The sequence below is a fragment of the Isoptericola sp. NPDC019571 genome (genome assembly GCF_044389385.1).
Classification (GTDB): domain Bacteria; phylum Actinomycetota; class Actinomycetes; order Actinomycetales; family Cellulomonadaceae; genus Isoptericola; species Isoptericola nanjingensis.
On the sequence record NZ_JBIRXZ010000004.1, the window covers coordinates 373,832 to 390,903 of the forward strand.

Genomic DNA, 17,072 nt, shown 5'->3' on the forward strand with positions numbered 1-17,072 from the left:
TGGACCGGGCCGCCGAACCTGCTGCCCGGATGGCAGGGTGGTCCCGTGCATCTCAACTGGGCCGGGAACCTCACGTACTCCGCACGCTCCGTCGTGCGCCCCGCGTCGCTGGAGGAGCTCGCCGACGTGCTCACCGCCGGCGGCCCGGTGCGCGCGCTGGGGTCGCGCCACTCGTTCAACGACGTCGCCGACACGGACGGCGTGCACGTCCAGGTGGACGGGCTCGACGACGGCCGGCCCGCGGTGGAGCCGCTGACGCCGGACGGCGGGGACGAGGGCGACGTCGTGTCCGTGAACGCGGGCCTGCGCTACGGCGAGGTGTCCCGTGCCCTGCACGCGACCGGCCGCGCGCTGGGCAACCTGGCGTCCCTGCCGCACATCTCCGTGGCGGGAGCGGTCGCCACGGCCACGCACGGCTCCGGCGACGCGAACCAGAGCCTCGCGAGCGCGGTCGAGGGTCTGGAGATCATGACGCCGGGCGGCGAGCTGCGGCGCATCACCCGCGACAGCGACCCCGACGTCTTCCCCGGCACGGTCGTGTCGCTCGGGGCGCTGGGCGTCGTGACGCGCGTCGAGCTGCGCACCGTCCCGGCGTACGTGGTGCGGCAGGACGTCGCGGCGGACGTCCCGTGGGACACGTACCTCGCGAGCTTCGACGCCATCACCTCGGCGGCGTACTCGGTGAGCGCCTTCACGAGCTGGGACGAGCCGGCCGTGCGGCACGTGTGGTTCAAGTCCGTGGCCCGCGCCGACCGGCCCGAGGTCCGAGGGCTCGCCCCCGACGTCCTGCGCTGGTCGGACGTGGCCGTCCACCCGCTGCCGGGCGTCGACCCGTCGGCGTGCACCGAGCAGCTCGGCGTGGACGGCCCGTGGCACGAGCGGCTGAGCCACTTCAAGCTCGAGTTCACGCCGTCGAACGGCGACGAGGTGCAGTCGGAGTACCTGCTGCCGCGCCGCCACGCCGTCGCGGCGATCGAGGCGATGCGCCGCCTCGGCCCGACGGTCGCGCCGCTGCTGCAGACCAGCGAGATCCGCACCGTCGCGGCCGACGACCTGTGGCTGAGCCCGTTCGACGAGCCGTCGGTGGGCTTCCACTTCACGTGGGTGCCGCGCGAGGACGACGTGCGGGCCGTGCTGCCCGCCGTCGAGCAGGCGCTGGTGCCCCTCGGGGCGCGGCCGCACTGGGGCAAGGTCAGCACGCTGGACGCACCGACGACGGCGGCGCTGTTCCCCCGGTTCGACGACTTCCGGCGCCTGGCCGCGCGGTTCGACCCCGACGGCCGCCTGCACGGCGGGCTGGTGGGTCGCCTGCTCGCGGGCTGACCCCGGCGGGGACCCGCCGCGGCGAGGGCTGGCCACGGACCGGGCGGTCGGGCAGCATCGGTCTGTGAGACACGTTTGACGTGACGCCCCTCACCGTGGAGGTTCGACGCCTGTGAGCACCACGACCACTGACACCTCGCCCCCCCGGGAGCAGTTCACCGGGCAGGTCGGCTTCATCCTGTCCGCGATCGGCTCCGCCGTCGGGCTGGGCAACATCTGGCGGTTCCCCGGGGTCGCGTACGAGAACGGCGGTGGCGCCTTCCTGGTGCCCTACGTGATCGCGCTGCTGACGGCGGGCATCCCGATCCTCTTCCTCGACTACGCGCTGGGGCACCGCTTCCGCGGCGGCCCGCCCACCGTGTTCCGCCGGGTGAAGAAGTGGCTCGAGACCCTGGGCTGGTTCCAGGTGATGATCTGCTTCGTCATCGCGATCTACTACGCGGCGATCATCGGCTGGGCGCTGAGCTTCTTCGTCTACTCCTTCACGCTGAAGTGGGGCGACGACACCGCGGGCTTCTTCACCGGCGACTACCTGCAGCTGTCCGACGTCGCCAACGGCGGCGCGTGGTTCACGCTCGACTTCGTGCCCGCGGTGCTGATCCCGCTGCTGCTGGTGTGGGTCGCGACGATCGTCGTCCTCGTGGGCGGCGTCGCGAAGGGCATCGAGAAGGCCAACGTCATCTTCCTGCCGCTGCTGGTCGTCGCGTTCAGCGTGCTGGTGGTGCGGGCGATCTTCCTCGACGGCGCCACCGACGGTCTCAACGCCCTGTTCACGCCCGACTGGGGCGCGCTGGGCGACATGAACGTGTGGATCGCCGCCTACGGGCAGATCTTCTTCTCGCTCTCCGTGGCCTTCGGCATCATGATCACGTACTCGTCGTACCGGAAGCGCAGGGCGAACCTCACGTCGCCGGGCCTGGTCGTCGCGTTCTCCAACTCGGGCTTCGAGATGCTGGCGGGGATCGGCGTGTTCGCCGCCCTCGGCTTCCTCGCGCACGAGCAGGGCGTCGCCGTCGCGGACCTCGAGGGCATCACCGGCCCGATCCTGTCGTTCGTGACGTTCCCCGCCGTCGTCTCGCAGATGCCGGCCGGGCCCCTGTTCGGCGCCCTGTTCTTCGGGTCGCTCGCGATGGCCGGGTTCACGTCGCTCATCTCGATCCTGCAGGTGGTCGCGGCAGGCTTCCAGGAGAAGTTCGGCCTCACCCGCCGGCAGGCGGTGCTGTGGATCGGCGGCGTGGCGGCCGTGCTGTCCGTGGTCGGGTTCTCGACGACGACGGGCCTCATCGCCCTGGACACGATCGACAACTGGTCCAACAACATCGGCATCGTGGCGTCCGCGGTGCTCATGTGCGTGTTCCTCGTCTGGCTGCTGCGGACGAGCCCCGAGCTGCGCTACCACCTCAACGCCGTCTCGACGGTGCAGGTGGGCCGCTGGTGGTACGTCTGCGTCGGGGCGATCGTGCCGGCCGTGCTCGCGTACATGCTGGTCTCGCGCATCGTCGACCTCGTGCAGAACGGGTACGAGGGCTACGACGAGACGTACCTGCTGTACGTCGGGTGGGGCACGCTCGTGGTCCTCGTCGTCGGCGCCGTTCTGCTGACGCTGCCGCGCTGGCGGCGCAGCCCGGACGACTTCGTCGCCTGGCCCGCCTACCCGCCGGTCACGGCGACCACGACGACGAAGGGGGCGGCCCGATGAACGCCGACGCGATCCTGCTCATGGTGCTGTCGTTGGCCGTCGTCTGGGGCGGCCTGCTGGTGAGCATCCTCGTCCTGCGCGCCCGCCCCGAGCGGGCCGACTTCCCGCCGGGCGGGGACGACGACCGCCGCGAGGACGACGCGATCACCGAGCGCGACACCTGACGACCCCGCCGAGATAGAGAAGCGAGGACCGCGAGATAGAGAGGGGACGGACCGAACCAGATTCGGTCCGCCCCCTCTCTATCTCGCGGTCCTCGCTTCTCTATCTCGGCGCTACTCGTCCTCGCGGTTCTCGCGGACCTTCTCCACGCCTTCCTTGAGCAGGAAGAGGGGCAGGATGAACGCCGCGAGCATCCCGGCGAGCCACACGATGACCGGTCCGACGATCCAGCCGGCGACGCCGCCGACGTCGAGCCCGTCGGTGACGAGGACCGCGACGATGAGGGCGACGAACGTCGAGAGCAGGCCGACGCCGCCGACGAGCGCGGGGGCGTTGTTCCGGGCCGCCTTGGTGAGGAACGGGGAGATGATCGCTTGCGCCACGGCGAAGATGACGACGGCGAGGACGAAGCCCAGCGGCTCGGACCAGTTGATGGAGAACGTCTCGAGGTCGAAGGCGGCGAAGATCCCCGCGGCGACGAGGACGCCCACCACCGCCGCCAGCAGGAACACGGCCGTACGGAGCAGGAACCTGATCATGCTCGGAGCGTAGAGCCGGGACGTCCCCGCGGCATGTCGGGCAGGCAGGGCGCCCCGTCGTCAGGCGGGCACGGCCAGCAGCCCGATGCCGGCCAGCACGACGAGAGAACCGACGATCTTCACGGCGGGGCGCGGCTCCTTGAACAGCCACCAGGCCAGGAGGGTGCCGATGACGATGCTCGACTCGCGGGCCGGCGCCACCAGCGCGATCGGCGACGTCTGCATCGCGACCAGCACGAGGATGTAGCCCAGCGGGGACAGCACGGCGACCAGCGCGATCTCGCGCACGTGCCGCCGGCTCATGCGGACGGCCTCCGCGCGGCGGCCGCGGTCACGCAGGATGGGCGCCAGCGTGAGCGACTGCCAGACGGCGTTGCACGCGAAGTAGGCCACGGGATCGAGCGCAAGCGACGTGACGGCGTGCCCGTCCCACAGCGTGTACGCGGCGATGGCGGCGCCGGTCGCGAGGCCCCAGCGCACGCCCGCGAGGCCGCGCGAGGCGTTGACGCCGGACGCGCCCGAGCTCGCGACCACCGCCACGCCCGCGATCACCACGAGGCCGCCCACCACGTGGACGGCGTCCGCCTGCTCGCCGAGGACCACCAGCGCGACGAGCATCGTCAGCAGCGGCCCCGTGCCCCGCGCCGTCGGGTAGACGATCCCGAGATCGGCGCGTGCGTAGCCGGTGTTGAGCGCCACGCCGTACAGGTTGTGCAGCACGCCGGAGACCGCGCCCGCCAGCAGCAGCGCACCCAGGTCCGGCCAGCCCTCGCGGGCGAGGATCACCAGCCCTACCGGCGCCCAGAGCACGGCGGACGCCGTGGCGTAGAGCCAGACGAAGACGCGCGAGTCGCCGGTGACACGCTTGGCCGCGACGTTCCAGATCGCGTGGAGCCCGGCGGCGGCGAGCACGAGCGCGAGCGAGGTGGGCGACATCGGCCCCGACCGTACTCGCAGACGCACACTGGGGTGACGACCTCCCGATCACCAGCCGGTTTGGAGAATAATTCCTCGGGCTGCATACTCATGCATCGACCCCTCGCACGATCCTCGGAGCCCACCATGCGCACCCGCCACACCCTCGCGGCGACCGTCGTCACCTCGGCCGTCGCCGCCCTCGCCCTCACCGGCTGCACCACGGCCTCGCAGGACCTCGGCCAGACGCCGGGCGCGTCCGAGGACAGCACCTCCGCCGCCGTCGACCTCGACGCGATCCAGAAGGACGACGCCGTCGCCGCGCTCGTCCCGGACGCCGTCGCCGAGGACGGCACGCTCACCCTGGGCTCCAACCTCCAGTACGCGCCGGTGGAGTTCCTCGACGCGGACGGCACGACGCCGGTGGGCATCGACATCGACATCGCGACCGCGCTCGCCAAGACGATGGGATTGGAGCTGCAGGTCGAGAACGCGGGCTTCGACTCGATCATCCCGGCCATCGGCAGCAAGTACGAGGCCGGCATGTCGGCGTTCTCGGTCACGCCCGAGCGCCTGAAGACGGTCAACATGGTCAGCTACTTCACCGCCGGCTCGCAGTTCGCCGTCGCGAAGGGCAACCCCGACGGCGTGACCCCTGACGACCTGTGCGGGGTCAGCGTCGGCGTGCAGACCGGCACCATCCAGCAGGACGAGCTGGCCGAGATCAGCACGACCTGCACCGACGAGGGCAAGGACGCCGTCGACGTGCTGCCCTACGACTCGCAGTCCGACGTCACGACCAACCTCGCGGGCGGCAAGCTGCAGGCCATGTACGCGGACTCGCCGATCATCGCCTACGCCGTCGAGCAGACCGGCGGCTCCGTCGAGGCGCTCGGCGAGATCACGGACGCCGCGCCGTACGGCGTCGTCGTCGCCAAGGACGACGAGGAGCTCGCGAAGGCCGTCCAGGCCGGGCTGCAGAAGCTCATGGACGACGGCGTGCTCGCCCAGGTCGCCGACACCTGGGGCTCCGGCGCGGCCGTGCTCGACACGGCCGAGCTGAACCCGGCAGGCTGACCCGCATGGAAGACCGACCGTCCGGCCAGCTGCCGGAGCCCCTGCACGCCCGGCCGGTGCCCCGGCCGGGGCGGTGGGTGTCGGCCGTGGTGGTCCTCGTCCTCGTGGCGATGGCGGTCAACGCGCTCGTCACCAACCCCAACTTCCGGTGGGACACCGTCTGGCTCTACCTGCGCGACGTCGTCGTCGTGCGGGGCGTGGGCTGGACGCTCGTCCTCACGTTCGGCTCGATGGCGATCGCCATCGTGCTGGCCGTGCTGCTGGCGGTGATGCGGCGCAGCGACAACCCCGTGATGCGGTCGGTGTCGTGGTTCTGGATCTGGTTCTTCCGCGGCACCCCGATCTACACGCAGCTCGTGTTCTGGGGCCTGCTGTCGGTGCTGTACCCGCGGCTGTCCCTCGGCATCCCGTTCGGGCCGGAGTTCTGGACGTTCACCACCCAGGACGTCATCACGGCGTTCTGGGCGGCGCTGATCGGCCTCGCGTTCAACGAGTCCGCTTACCTGGCGGAGATCGTCCGCGCCGGCCTGTCGTCGGTGGACCCCGGCCAGACCGAGGCCGCGAAGGCGCTCGGCATGAAGGACGCCAAGATCCTGCGCCGCATCGTGCTGCCGCAGGCGATGCGCGTCATCGTGCCGCCCACGGGCAACGAGACCATCTCCATGCTCAAGACGACGTCGCTGGTGCTGGCGATCCCGTTCACGCTCGAGCTCACGTACGCCACCAACCAGATCGGCAGCCGCATCTTCCAGCCGATCCCGCTGCTCATCGTGGCCGCGCTCTGGTACCTGCTCATCACGTCGGTGCTCATGATCGGCCAGCACTACCTGGAGCGGTACTACGGCCGCGGGTTCGACGGCGGCCGCACCGGTCGCGGCGGGCGCGGCCCGCGCGGCGGGCGCAAGCCCCGCAAGCAGGACCTCATCGGCGCGTCCGGCACCACCAAGGACGACCCCTTCCTGGAGGTGACCCCATGACCGCGTCGGCCGAGGCCCCCGGGACCGCCGAGACCATGGTCGAGGTCCGCGACGTGCACAAGGTGTTCGGCCGCGGCCACGACGCCGTGCACGTGCTCAAGGGCGTCTCCCTCGACGTCCCGCGCGGCTCCGTGACGGTGGTGCTGGGGCCGTCCGGCTCCGGCAAGTCCACGCTGCTGCGCTGCGTCAACGAGCTCGAGGAGATCACCGCCGGCTCCATCCACGTGGGCGGCGACCTCATGGGCTACCGCCGCGACGACAAGGGCGTGCTGCACCGCCTGCACCCCAAGGTGATCGCGAAGCAGCGCTCCCGCATCGGGATGGTCTTCCAGCGCTTCCACCTGTTCCCGCACAAGACGGCGCTGGAGAACGTCATGGAGGCGCCCGTGCAGGTGCGCGGGCTGAACAAGGCGGAGGCCCGCCGCAGGGGCCTGGAGCTGCTGGACCGGGTGGGGCTCGCCGAGCGGGCGGAGTTCTACCCGGCGCAGCTGTCCGGGGGCCAGCAGCAGCGCGTCGCCATCGCGCGGGCGCTCGCCATGGACCCGGAGCTCATGCTGTTCGACGAGCCCACCTCGGCGCTCGACCCCGAGCTCGTGGGCGAGGTGCTCGCCGTCATGCAGGACCTGGCCCGCTCCGGCATGACGATGATCGTCGTGACGCACGAGATCGGCTTCGCCCGCGAGGTCGCCGACCACGTCGTCTTCATGGACGACGGCGTCATCGTCGAGGAGGGCGCGCCCGCCGACGTGCTGGACAACCCGTCCGAGCCGCGGCTGCGGGACTTCCTGGCCCACGTGCTCTGACGGCCCGCCGGCCGAGCCCGTCGGAGCCGGCGCGCGCCGTCGACGGGCTCACCGGGCCGACGACGCCGTCGCCCCGCGCGGCGCCCGCGCGACGGCGACGATCCAGACCGCCAGGGCTGCGAGCGCCGCCGCGGCCCACCCGCCGACGATCTGGCGGGCGAGGTCGCGGCACGCCAGGCGGTCCGCGGGCGGGACCGCCCACTCGGTCATGTCGAGGCCGTCGTCGAGGAGGCCCGCCGCCGCGGACCCCGACATGCACGTGGTCCCGTCGACGACGACGGGGGACAGCACCAGCCACCAGCCCACGCCGAGGACGGCGAACGCCAGCACCGTGACGGCGACGAGCCCGGCGCCGACATGTCGCCGTCGGCGGAGGGCGAGGACGATCGTCACGACGGGGACGGCGACCAGCACCACCGTCCACACGACGAAGATCGCCACGCCCAGCCGGTCGCTCGTCATCGAGCCTCCTTCGTCGTCGGCCGGTCGGTCAGAGCACGGAGCAGACGCCGCCCCAGTCGGTGTGACCGATGGTGACCTTCTTCCAGATGTGCGCGGAGTAGCCGCCGGCCGACGTGCGCGTCTTGGAGATGGTGCGGGTGTCGCCGTTGCTCCACGTGCTGCTGGCGCCGGTCAGCCAGGTGGTGCCGGTGGGGCAGCCGCTCGCGCCGGACGAGACCTGGTAGATGCGCAGGAACCCGGTCACGGAGCCCGAACCGCGGTACTGCCACGACGCGTAGATGCGGCCGCTGCTCTTCGACAGGCACATCGTGCCCGGGCCGGAGGTGGAGGCGCAGCGGTTGCCGGACGGCAGCGCCAGAGTGCTCGCCCCGGACGTCGCGGACCGGGTGGCCGTGGTCGCGCCGTCGGCGACGGCGGTCGCGGCGTCGCCGCAGTCCTCGAGCAGGTCGACGCGGTGCGTCGCCAGGTCGGCGGGCGCGCCCATCGCGAGGTTGTAGTCGCGGTCGACCTCGTCGGTGATCGTGACGTCCTGCAGGGTGCACCCGCGAGCCTCGGAGTCGGCCTTCCAGTCGGTGGCCTCGGCGTCGGCGCGCTCCTGCGCGGCCCACGTCTCCCACTCGCTCGCGGGGCTGTCGGGTGCGGGCACGCCGGGCAGGTTCTCCTCCGTGGTCGCCGCCTGCGACGGGGCCGCGGCCGTGAGCGCCACCCCCAGCGCGAGAACGGCGGCGCCCAGACCTGCGGCGATGTTCTTCCTGACGGTCCTGCCTCGGCTCATGTCGCTCCTCGGTTGGGCTCCGGCGCGCGATCGCGGCGTCGTCGTCGACTGGCGCGGTGACTACGGTGTAGCACTCGGGGGGTTGGCGGCAACTCCACTGGTAGGACGGAAAGGTTTCATCGTGGACGACGCCCGCGCCCGTGAGCTGCTGACGCAGATGTGGGTGGAGCAGCACGAGGTGGTCACACGATTCGTGGCGCGTCGGGTGGAGGCGGGGCTGGTGGACGACGTCGTGTCGGAGACGTTCCTGGTCGCCTGGCGCCGTCTCGGCGACGTGCCCGACGACCCGAAGCCGTGGCTGCTGGGCGTCGCCCGCAACGTGCTCGCGACCCACCTGCGCACCCACGGCCGCTGGCGCGCCCTGGGCGTGCGGCTCGAGCGGGAGCCGGAGGCGGGCAAGGAGGGTACCGACGACCTCGCCGCCGACCGGACCGACCTGCGCCGGGCGTGGGAGATGCTCTCCGACGCGGACCGGGAGGTCATCGCCCTCGTCGCGTGGGACGGGCTCACGGCGGTCGAAGGCGCCAAGGTCCTCGGCGTCCGGCCGTCCACGTTCTCGGTCCGCCTGACCCGGGCCCGGAAGCGGCTGCTGGCCTACTCGGGCCTGAAGCCCGACACCGCCGACGTGCTGCGCAACCTCCAGGAGTCGCGATGAAGTCCCCCATGATGGCGGAGCTCGCCGACCTCGACCCCGCGCGCCACCTCCGCGCGCCGGGCCGCCCCGACGACGAGGCGCTCCAGGCGATCCTCGGCACCGCGCGGCGGGCCACCCCCATCCGCCGTCGCGCGCGCCCCGCCGCCCTGGCGGGCGCGGCGGCCGCCGCCGTGGTGGCGGTGGCCGGCGTCGCCACGGTGTGGTGGCCCGGGTCGCCGGCCGCGTACGCGTCGTGGACGGCCGTCCCCGCCGCCGTCCCGCCGGCCGAGGTCGGGGCCGACGCCGAGGCGTGCGGCACGGTGGCGCACCGGATCGCCGAGGGCGACGACGGCCCGCAGATCGACGAGGTGCCGATCAGCCCGGTCCTGGCCGAGCAGCGCGGCGACTACACGTACGTGCTGCTCACGGGCGACGGCGCCACCGGCGAGTGCCTGGTCACGACGCAGGCCTCCGGCGCGACCGACGTCGTCGCGGGCGACGCCGTGCTGGGTTCCGAGCCCGCCGAGCCCGGGCCGCGCGACGTCACGACCGTCCAGGCCGGCACCGCGTCCTGGTCCGAGGGGGACACCGGCGACGGCGCGCTCACGTCCGCCTACGGGCGTGCGGGGGCGGACGTCGTGTCCTTCGCGCTCACCACCACCTCGGGCGAGCGCGTCGAGGCCACCGTCCAGGACGGCTGGTGGGCGGTCTGGGCGCCGGGCGAGGCATCGCTGCGGACCACCGCGGAGCTGACCTTCTCCGACGGCACCACCGCGGAGGTCGCGGTCGACCGGTGAGACCCGGCGGCTACTCGCCGTCCTCGCAGGCGATGCCGTTGCCGTTGGGGTCGAGCGCGCCACGGTAGGCGGGCTGGCCGTTCTGGATGGGCGCGGCGCCGGCCTGACGGGCGGCGTTGCAGTCCCAGTAGAACCAGGCGGAGTCCTGCTGCTGCTGTTGCTCGACCTGCTGCTGCTTCTGCGCCTGCTGGTCCTCGAACGCCTTCTTCTGGCTCGCGAGCTCGGTCTCCTTGGCCTCGGCGGCCTGCTCGCGCTCCTTCAGCGCCTGCTCGCGCTTCTGGAGGTCGTCCTTCTGGGTGCTGAGGTCCTTCCGCTGCTGGTCCACCTCGGCCTGGGCCTGCTCGGCCGCGGCCTCCATGCGGTCGGCGTCCACGAGGGCCTGCGCGGCGTCGGAGCTGCGCACCATCGAGATGGAGACGCCGAGGATGCAGCCGAGCGCCAGGCAGGCGACGGCGACGCCGGCGATCAGCGGGCCGCCCCGCTTGCCGCGCCCGCGGGACCCGGACCGCGAGCGACCGGCCGGGGCCTCGGCCTCCTCGACGGCCCGGTCGGAGGCCCGGCGCTCCGCGCGCCGGCCGCTGCTGGTGCGGATCCGGTCGCCGACGGTGCGGAGCGCGGCGGAGACGGCCGCGACCGCTCCGCGGTCGTCCTCGGCGGCGGGGTGGCCGTACGGGGGAGCGGCGGCCGGGATCGCCGCGGGCGGCGGGGCAGGCGGTGCGGAGACGGTCGCGACGGGAGCGCCGTGCGCGGCCGGGGACGACGGGGGCAGCGGCGGCCGGGGAGGCTGGGGAGGCTGGGGAGGTAGCGGGGGTAGCGGGGGCATGGCTGCGACGGTGGTCGCGGCGGCGGGCGCGTACGCGACGGCGGCGGGCACGGGCGCCATGACCGTGGTCGCCTCGGCGGGGGTCTCCGGCCGGGCCGGGCGTGCGGCGTCGTCCACCCAGTACTCCCAGCCCTGGGGTGCGGGCGGCCACGCGGGGTCGGGAACCCACCCCGCGTCGGGCCGGAACCCCGGGGGTACCTGCCACCCCGGTGGTGGGTTGAAACGCACAGCCATGACACTCCTCCGTCGTCGAGCGGCACCCACTATGGCGGAAACCGCCCTCGTCGGTCCATGCGCCCGCCGTGCCTGCCCGCTCCGCGGACCGGCGTGGACGCCCCGGTCAGGCCCCCGGGAGGTGCTTGCGGTAGTGCGCGACCACGACGCCCGTGGACACCGCGCCGAGCGCCACGAGGACGGCGAAGAGCTGCGTCGTCGTGAACGGCGGTGTGACGGCGGCCATGACGGCCGGCGTGAGGAAGCCGGCGTACGCGACGGCGTAGAAGACGCCCGTGAGGCCCGCGAGATGGCGCGGCCCGGCGATGCGCTGCACCTCCAGGAGCCCTGACGACAGGCCGATCCCCATGCCCGCGCCGCCCACGACGGCGGCGCCCACGCCCCACCACGGGGAGCCCGACGCGACCACGAGCCCGACGCACGCCACCGCGACGGTCAGCGCCCCGGCCGCGACCGCCAGCCCGCGGGCCGAGTCGACGGCGTCGAGCCGCTTGGCGGCAGGCTGCACGACGGCGGCCACGCCGAGCGCGACCACGGTGAGCAACGTGGCGTACGCCACGCCGAAGCCCTGCGTCTGGTCGCGCAGCAGGACGGGCGCGTACCCGTAGGTGAGCGCAGCGACGACGAAGATCCACGGCGCGACGACCGCGACCACCCGCGTGAACCGGCGGTGCCCCGCCGGGGGCACCCGCAGGCCACGCCGCCACGGCCCGGCCTCGCCCCCGAACGCGTTCGACTCCGGCGTGCGGAGCACGACCAGGAGGAACGGCGCCGTGACGACCACGTGCACCACGAACGGCAGCACCTCGGGCCACGGCCCCCACTGCGCCAGCGCACCGGCGACGAGCGCGCCCACGCCCGACCCGAGCGTGAACGCGAGGGACGCGCGGCGCGCGCCCGAGCCGGCGTCCGCGGCGCGGTCGTACGGGACCTGCGAGAGCTCCTTGATCCAGCTCGTGCCGACCGACGTCGCCGTCCCGACCGTGATCCCGGCGAGCAGGCGGCCGACGTAGATCGGGACGGGGCCGAGCGCGCCGAACGCCAGCACCGCGCTGGCGGCCATGCCGATCACCGTGCCCGCGAGCATCACGGGGCGGCGGCCGTACCGGTCGGACAGCGTCCCGGCGACGAGCAGCGCGGGAGCGAGGCCGAGCACGTACACGCCGAGGAACGCGTTGACGGTGGCGTCGCCGTAGCCCTGCACCTCCTCGTACATGAGGAGCACGGGGGTGAACTGGTTGCCCGCCCACGACGACACGAACAGCGCGGCGAACGCGCCGAGCCACGGGCGCCTCACAGGATGCCCCGGTGCCGGCGCACGTGGTCGTGCAGCAGGTCGCAGTACGCGTCGGCGTCGCCCTGCTCGACGGCGGCGAGCATCGCCTCGTGCTCGGCGAGCGCGGCGGAGACCTCGTCCGCCCCGACCTGCAGGTGCTGGAACATGAGCCGCAGCTGCCGGTCGCGCAGCAGCCCCATGAACTGGACCGCGGTCTGGTTGCGCGACGCCCGCACGAGCACCCCGTGGAACGCCGAGTCGGCGACGACGAACGCCTCGACGTCGTCCGCGGCGGCCGCCCGCCGCTGCGTGTCCAGGTGTGCGCGCAGCTCGTCGACGACGGCGGGCGCGGGACGCCCGTGCGCGAGCGCGCGGCGGGCGGTGGAGCGCTCGACGGCCTCGCGCATCTCCAGCACGTCGCGCGCCTCGTCGGGGGCCATCGGCACGACGGCGGCCCCGCGCCGCGGCGCGACGGCGAGCAGCCGCTCGGCGTCGAGCCGCAGGAACGCCTCGTGCACGGGGGTGCGGCTGATGCCGAGCTCCGCCGCGACGTCGCCCTCCGACAGCAGCACGCCGCCGGCCGCCTCGCCCGAGAGGATCTTCGCCTTGGTGTGCTGGTACGCGCGCTCGGCGGCGCTGAGGGTCGGCGGGGTGGGCGCGGGTGTCGAGGGGACGGTCACCCGGGGCAACCTACGCTTGCATCCAACTTGCATGCAAGGCCGGGAACGAGTGGTGGGCGCTCGTCTGGCGCTATCCCTGGGCGGACCAGCGCCCCACGAGCGCCCACGACGATCGGTGAGGCGTGTCGGTCGCCGCTGGTAGACCGGGGACATGTTCCTCCTGGACGCGGACCGCAGCACCGACGGCACCGGCGAACCCGTCGTCGTGCACACCGCGAGCGACCTGGTCGTGGCCGCCGAGTGCGAGTTCCGGCTGCTGCGCCGCCTCGACGAGCTGCTCGGCCGGGTGCCGCGGCGCGAGCGCGAGGCCGACGTGATGCTCGAGCGGACGGCCGCGCTGGGCGACGCGCACGAGCGCCGCGTCCTGGACGAGTACGTGGCCCGCTTCGGGCGCTCGGACGGCGGTCCCGGCGGCGTCGTCGAGGTCGGGGCGCCGGCGCGGCTCACGCGGGACGGGCTGGAGGCGGCGCACGGCGCGACCCTCGCGGCGATCGAGTCGGGGGCGGACGTCGTCGCCCAGGCCTCGTTCTTCGACGGCGAGTTCCACGGCCGGGCCGACTTCCTCGTTCGCGACCCGCTGGGCGACCCCGACGTCGGTCCGGGGCGCCCGGGGGAGCACGCCGCCGGCGTCCTGCCGCGCTACGCCGTCCTCGAGACCAAGCTGGCGCGGCGGGCCAAGGTGACCGCGCTGCTGCAGCTCGCGGCGTACGCCGACCAGCTCGCCGCCGCGCACGTCGACCCGACCGACGCCGTGCACCTGGTGCTCGGCACCCGCGTCACCAGCTCCCACCGGCTCGCCGAGCTGCTGCCCGTCCTCCAGGAGCGACGCGCACGGCTGCGGGAGGTCGTCGCCGCGCACCGCGCCGACGACGGGCCGCTCGCGTGGGTCGACGAGCGGTTCACCGCCTGCGGCCGGTGCCCCGCCTGCGCCGAGCAGGCGGCGGAGCACCGCGACGTCCTGCTGGTGGGCGGCGTCTACGAGCAGCAGCGCGCGCGCCTCGTCGCGGGCGGCATCACGACCATCGACGAGCTCGCGAAGGCCGAGGAGCCGCCCGCGGGCATGCCGGCCCGCAGCTTCGAGCGCGTGCGCGACCAGGCGCGGCTGCAGCTCGGCACGGGGGCGTTCGGCACGGGCGAGTGGGACGGCGAGGTGGCCTACGACGACCACGGCGAGCCGGCCGTCATCCGGTGGCAGCTGCCGGACACGTCCGCCGTGCGCCGGCTCCCGCCCCCCAGCCCGGGCGACGTCTTCTTCGACTTCGAGGGCGACCCGCTGTGGTCCGACCCGCAGGGCGAGCAGTGGGGGCAGCAGACCGGCCTCGACTACCTGTTCGGGCTGGTGGAGCGGCCCGACGTCGAGGGGGAGGCGCCACCGTTCCGCGCGTTCTGGGCCCACGACCTCGCCCAGGAGCGGCAGGCGCTCGTCGACTTCGTGGACTACCTCGCCGAGCGCCGGCGGCGGTACCCGGACCTGCACGTGTACCACTACGCGTCGTACGAGCGGGTGCACCTGCTGTCCATCGCCGCCCGGCACGGCGTCTACGAGGAGGAGGTGGACCAGCTGCTGCGCGACGGCGTGCTGGTGGACCTCTACGCCGTCGTGCGGTCGTCGCTGCGGATCTCCGACCGCTCCAAGTCGATCAAGAAGCTCGAGCCGCTGTACATGGGCGACGACCTGCGGTCGGGCGACGTCACCACCGCGGCCGCGTCCATCGTCGCGTACGCCGAGTACACGGCCCTGCGCGACGCCGGCCGGCACGACGAGGCCGACGCCCTGCTGCGCGACATCGCCGGCTACAACCGGTACGACTGCGTCTCCACGCTGCGGCTCTTCGACTGGCTGCGCTCCGCCGCCGACGTCGTCGACGCGCGCGAGGGCGCCCCGGCGGCGGCCGGCGCCACCGCCGACCGCGCCGAGGAGGCCGGCGCCGTGCCGGCCGAGGAGACGCCCCGTCAGGCGGCGACGCGCGAGGCCCGCGAGCGGCGCCTGGCCCTGGAGGCCGCGGTGCGGGACCGGGTCGGCGAGGACCGCGGTGCCCGCGACGACGAGGCGCAGGCGCTCGCGATGATCGGTGCGTCGCTGGGCTACTGGCGCCGGGAGAGCAAGCCGTTCTGGCACGAGCACTACTCGCGGCTGGAGCTGCCGCCGGACGAGTGGCAGGGCCGCCGGAACACGTTTCACGTGGAACGCGCGGCAGTGGTCCAGGACTGGCTCGTCGAGGACGGGCGGCGCGCGCCGGCGCGGGTCCTGGAGCTGGTCGGCCGCCTGTCGGAGGGCTCGGAGCTCGGCGTGGGCTCCGTGCCGTTCGTGCTCTACGACGCCCCCGCGCCCGACGCCGTGACGGTGCCGGCGAACGCCGTGCGCGGCTTCCACGGCGGCGCGACGATCGTCGACGCGGTGCGCCGCCCGACGGACGCGGGGGAGCGGGACGTGCTGCTGCTCCGCGAGCAGGTGCGCGTCGGGGCCGAGACCTTCGACGCGCTGCCGATGGCGCTCACCCCGTCGAGCGGCCCGCGCGCCGACCCGCAGGAGCAGGCGCTCGAGGAGGTGGCAGGGCGCGCGCTGGCGGCCTGGGACGCCGACCGTGCGCTGCCCGACGGCCCGGCCGCGGACCTGCTGCGCCGCCGCCCCCCGCGCCTGGCCGGCGGCGTCCCGCTGCCCGACGTCCCGGGCGGCGACTTCACCGCCGCGGTCCTCGCGGCGACCCGCGACCTCGACCGCTCGTACCTCGCGGTGCAGGGCCCGCCCGGCACCGGCAAGACGCACGTCGGCTCGCACGTGATCGCCGCGCTGGTCGCCGAGGGCTGGCGCGTCGGGGTGGTCGCGCAGTCGCACGCGGCCGTGGAGAACATGCTGCGCGCCGTGGTGGAGAAGGCGGGCGTGCCCGCCGACCGGGTGGCCAAGAAGCGGCAGGCGGACGGCTCGGGGCACACCGCGTCGCCCTGCGCGGAGCTGTCGGGGGACGACCTCGCCGAGTTCTCCCGCCGCGGCCCCGGCGTCGTCGGCGGCACGGCCTGGGACTTCGCCCACCCCGGCCGCTGGCCGGACGACGACCTCGACCTGCTGGTCGTGGACGAGGCGGGACAGTTCTCGCTCGCGTCCACGATCGCGGTCTCCCGGTCCGCGCGTCGTCTGCTGCTCCTGGGCGACCCGCAGCAGCTGCCGCAGGTCAGCCGCGGGCGCCATCCCGAGCCCGTCGACCGGTCCGCCCTCGGCTGGCTCGTCGACGGCCGCGACGTGCTGCCGCCGGGGCTCGGGTACTTCCTCTCGCGGTCGTGGCGGATGCACCCTGCGCTCTGCGAGGCCGTGTCCCAGCTGGCGTACGAGGGCCGGCTGCAGGCCCACGAGACCGCGGCCGAACGGCGGCTCGACGGCGTGGCCCCGGGCGTGCACCACGTGCCCGTGCGGCACGAGGGCCGCGGCGTCGCGTCGCCCGAGGAGGCGCAGGAGGTGGTGCGGCAGGCGGCCGCCGTCGTCGGGCGGTCCTGGACCCCGGGCGCCGGGCGGCCCGCGCGCCCGCTCGAGCCGCGCGACGTCGTCGTGCTCGCCGCCTACAACGCCCAGGTGTGGGCGGTGCGGCGCGCGCTCGACGACGCGGGGCTCGGGGGCGTGCGGGTGGGCACGGTCGACCGGTTCCAGGGCACCGAGGCGCCGGTCGCGATCGTCACGCTCGCGGCGTCGTCGCCCCACGACGTGCCCCGCGGCACCGGGTTCCTGCTGTCCCGGCACCGGATCAACGTCGCGGTCTCGCGCGGGCAGTGGTGCGCGATCGTCGTGAGGTCGCCCGAGCTCACCGACTACCTGCCGCACACCCCCGAGGGCCTCGGCCGCCTCGGCGCCTTCCTCGGGCTGTGCGAGCGGGCGGTCGCTGGTTGAGCCGGTCGAAACCCGCCGA

Annotated in this window: 16 protein-coding genes; 9 read left to right on the plus strand and 7 right to left on the minus strand. The window is 74.1% G+C overall.

Going from position 1 to position 17,072, the window contains the following annotated elements:
* Window positions 1-45 precede the first annotated feature (45 nt).
* The 3 genes from ACH443_RS09825 (at window position 46) to ACH443_RS09835 (ending at window position 3,186) form a co-directional block, all read left to right on the plus strand.
* A complete protein-coding gene (locus ACH443_RS09825; RefSeq protein WP_429765312.1) occupies window positions 46-1,323 on the plus strand; it encodes an FAD-binding protein in 1,278 nt (425 codons plus the stop codon).
* 112 nt (window positions 1,324-1,435) lie between these two features.
* A complete protein-coding gene (locus tag ACH443_RS09830; protein ID WP_429765313.1) occupies window positions 1,436-3,022 on the plus strand; it encodes a sodium-dependent transporter in 1,587 nt (528 codons plus the stop codon).
* Entirely contained in the window at window positions 3,019-3,186 is a 168-nt protein-coding gene (locus ACH443_RS09835; protein WP_429765315.1) for a methionine/alanine import family NSS transporter small subunit, read from the plus strand. The genes ACH443_RS09830 and ACH443_RS09835 overlap by 4 nt, the downstream gene beginning before the upstream one ends.
* 111 nt (window positions 3,187-3,297) lie before the next feature.
* On the opposite strand, the gene ACH443_RS09840 is transcribed toward ACH443_RS09835, so the two are convergent.
* Window positions 3,298-3,723, minus strand: a complete 426-nt coding sequence (locus ACH443_RS09840) for a hypothetical protein (protein WP_430557778.1) — start codon at window positions 3,721-3,723, stop codon at window positions 3,298-3,300.
* 60 nt (window positions 3,724-3,783) lie between these two features.
* On the minus strand, window positions 3,784-4,659 hold the full coding sequence (locus tag ACH443_RS09845; protein ID WP_430590188.1) for an EamA family transporter: 876 nt from the start codon (window positions 4,657-4,659) through the stop codon (window positions 3,784-3,786).
* 126 nt (window positions 4,660-4,785) lie between these two features.
* On the opposite strand from ACH443_RS09845, the gene ACH443_RS09850 reads away from it, so the two are divergent.
* From ACH443_RS09850 to ACH443_RS09860, 3 genes are read left to right on the plus strand one after another with little or no spacing between them, the layout of a single operon-like run.
* Window positions 4,786-5,715, plus strand: a complete 930-nt coding sequence (locus ACH443_RS09850) for an ABC transporter substrate-binding protein (protein WP_429765320.1) — start codon at window positions 4,786-4,788, stop codon at window positions 5,713-5,715.
* Window positions 5,716-5,720: 5 nt separating this feature from the next.
* Window positions 5,721-6,692, plus strand: coding sequence for an amino acid ABC transporter permease (locus tag ACH443_RS09855; RefSeq protein WP_429765321.1), 972 nt, complete (start codon window positions 5,721-5,723; stop codon window positions 6,690-6,692).
* Complete coding sequence (locus tag ACH443_RS09860; RefSeq protein WP_430590189.1) at window positions 6,689-7,495, plus strand: amino acid ABC transporter ATP-binding protein; 807 nt, start codon at window positions 6,689-6,691, stop codon at window positions 7,493-7,495. Before ACH443_RS09855 ends, ACH443_RS09860 begins: the two co-directional genes overlap by 4 nt.
* A 48-nt stretch (window positions 7,496-7,543) precedes the next feature.
* Here ACH443_RS09860 and ACH443_RS09865 read toward each other — a convergent pair whose 3' ends face one another.
* Together ACH443_RS09865 and ACH443_RS09870 are read right to left on the minus strand one after the other, a co-directional pair.
* On the minus strand, window positions 7,544-7,957 hold the full coding sequence (locus ACH443_RS09865) for a hypothetical protein (RefSeq protein ID WP_430590190.1): 414 nt from the start codon (window positions 7,955-7,957) through the stop codon (window positions 7,544-7,546).
* Window positions 7,958-7,985: 28 nt separating this feature from the next.
* Entirely contained in the window at window positions 7,986-8,732 is a 747-nt protein-coding gene (locus ACH443_RS09870) for a hypothetical protein (protein WP_430590191.1), read from the minus strand.
* A gap of 121 nt (window positions 8,733-8,853) precedes the next feature.
* On the opposite strand from ACH443_RS09870, the gene ACH443_RS09875 reads away from it, so the two are divergent.
* Window positions 8,854-9,387 (plus strand): RNA polymerase sigma factor, encoded by a 534-nt coding sequence (locus ACH443_RS09875; RefSeq protein WP_429765326.1) that lies wholly within the window; start codon window positions 8,854-8,856, stop codon window positions 9,385-9,387.
* Window positions 9,384-10,163, plus strand: a complete 780-nt coding sequence (locus tag ACH443_RS09880) for a hypothetical protein (protein ID WP_430590192.1) — start codon at window positions 9,384-9,386, stop codon at window positions 10,161-10,163. Before ACH443_RS09875 ends, ACH443_RS09880 begins: the two co-directional genes overlap by 4 nt.
* A gap of 10 nt (window positions 10,164-10,173) precedes the next feature.
* Here the strand turns inward: ACH443_RS09880 and ACH443_RS09885 are convergent, their stop codons facing one another.
* The 3 genes from ACH443_RS09885 to ACH443_RS09895 form a co-directional block, all read right to left on the minus strand.
* On the minus strand, window positions 10,174-11,220 hold the full coding sequence (locus tag ACH443_RS09885) for an excalibur calcium-binding domain-containing protein (RefSeq protein WP_430590193.1): 1,047 nt from the start codon (window positions 11,218-11,220) through the stop codon (window positions 10,174-10,176).
* A gap of 106 nt (window positions 11,221-11,326) precedes the next feature.
* Window positions 11,327-12,517, minus strand: coding sequence for an MFS transporter (locus tag ACH443_RS09890; RefSeq protein WP_430590194.1), 1,191 nt, complete (start codon window positions 12,515-12,517; stop codon window positions 11,327-11,329).
* Window positions 12,514-13,176 carry a GntR family transcriptional regulator gene (locus tag ACH443_RS09895; RefSeq protein ID WP_430590195.1) on the minus strand — a complete coding sequence of 221 codons (663 nt, stop codon included), beginning with the start codon at window positions 13,174-13,176 and terminating at the stop codon, window positions 12,514-12,516. The genes ACH443_RS09890 and ACH443_RS09895 overlap by 4 nt, the downstream gene beginning before the upstream one ends.
* 151 nt (window positions 13,177-13,327) lie before the next feature.
* Between ACH443_RS09895 and ACH443_RS09900 the strand changes: the two genes are divergently transcribed.
* On the plus strand, window positions 13,328-17,053 hold the full coding sequence (locus tag ACH443_RS09900; RefSeq protein WP_430590196.1) for a TM0106 family RecB-like putative nuclease: 3,726 nt from the start codon (window positions 13,328-13,330) through the stop codon (window positions 17,051-17,053).
* The last annotated feature ends 19 nt before the right edge of the window (window positions 17,054-17,072 follow it).

Excerpts from the sequence above, each read along its gene's own strand:
- ACH443_RS09835 (WP_429765315.1), top strand. The coding sequence starts at position 3,019 with ATGAACGCCGACGCGATCCTGCTCATGGTGCTGTCGTTGGCCGTCGTC.
- ACH443_RS09840 (WP_430557778.1), bottom strand. The coding sequence starts at position 3,723 with ATGATCAGGTTCCTGCTCCGTACGGCCGTGTTCCTGCTGGCGGCGGTG.
- ACH443_RS09845 (WP_430590188.1), bottom strand. The coding sequence starts at position 4,659 with ATGTCGCCCACCTCGCTCGCGCTCGTGCTCGCCGCCGCCGGGCTCCAC.
- ACH443_RS09850 (WP_429765320.1), top strand. The coding sequence starts at position 4,786 with ATGCGCACCCGCCACACCCTCGCGGCGACCGTCGTCACCTCGGCCGTC.
- ACH443_RS09855 (WP_429765321.1), top strand. The coding sequence starts at position 5,721 with ATGGAAGACCGACCGTCCGGCCAGCTGCCGGAGCCCCTGCACGCCCGG.
- ACH443_RS09860 (WP_430590189.1), top strand. The coding sequence starts at position 6,689 with ATGACCGCGTCGGCCGAGGCCCCCGGGACCGCCGAGACCATGGTCGAG.
- ACH443_RS09865 (WP_430590190.1), bottom strand. The coding sequence starts at position 7,957 with ATGACGAGCGACCGGCTGGGCGTGGCGATCTTCGTCGTGTGGACGGTG.
- ACH443_RS09870 (WP_430590191.1), bottom strand. The coding sequence starts at position 8,732 with ATGAGCCGAGGCAGGACCGTCAGGAAGAACATCGCCGCAGGTCTGGGC.
- ACH443_RS09880 (WP_430590192.1), top strand. The coding sequence starts at position 9,384 with ATGAAGTCCCCCATGATGGCGGAGCTCGCCGACCTCGACCCCGCGCGC.
- ACH443_RS09885 (WP_430590193.1), bottom strand. The coding sequence starts at position 11,220 with ATGGCTGTGCGTTTCAACCCACCACCGGGGTGGCAGGTACCCCCGGGG.
- ACH443_RS09900 (WP_430590196.1), top strand. The coding sequence starts at position 13,328 with ATGTTCCTCCTGGACGCGGACCGCAGCACCGACGGCACCGGCGAACCC.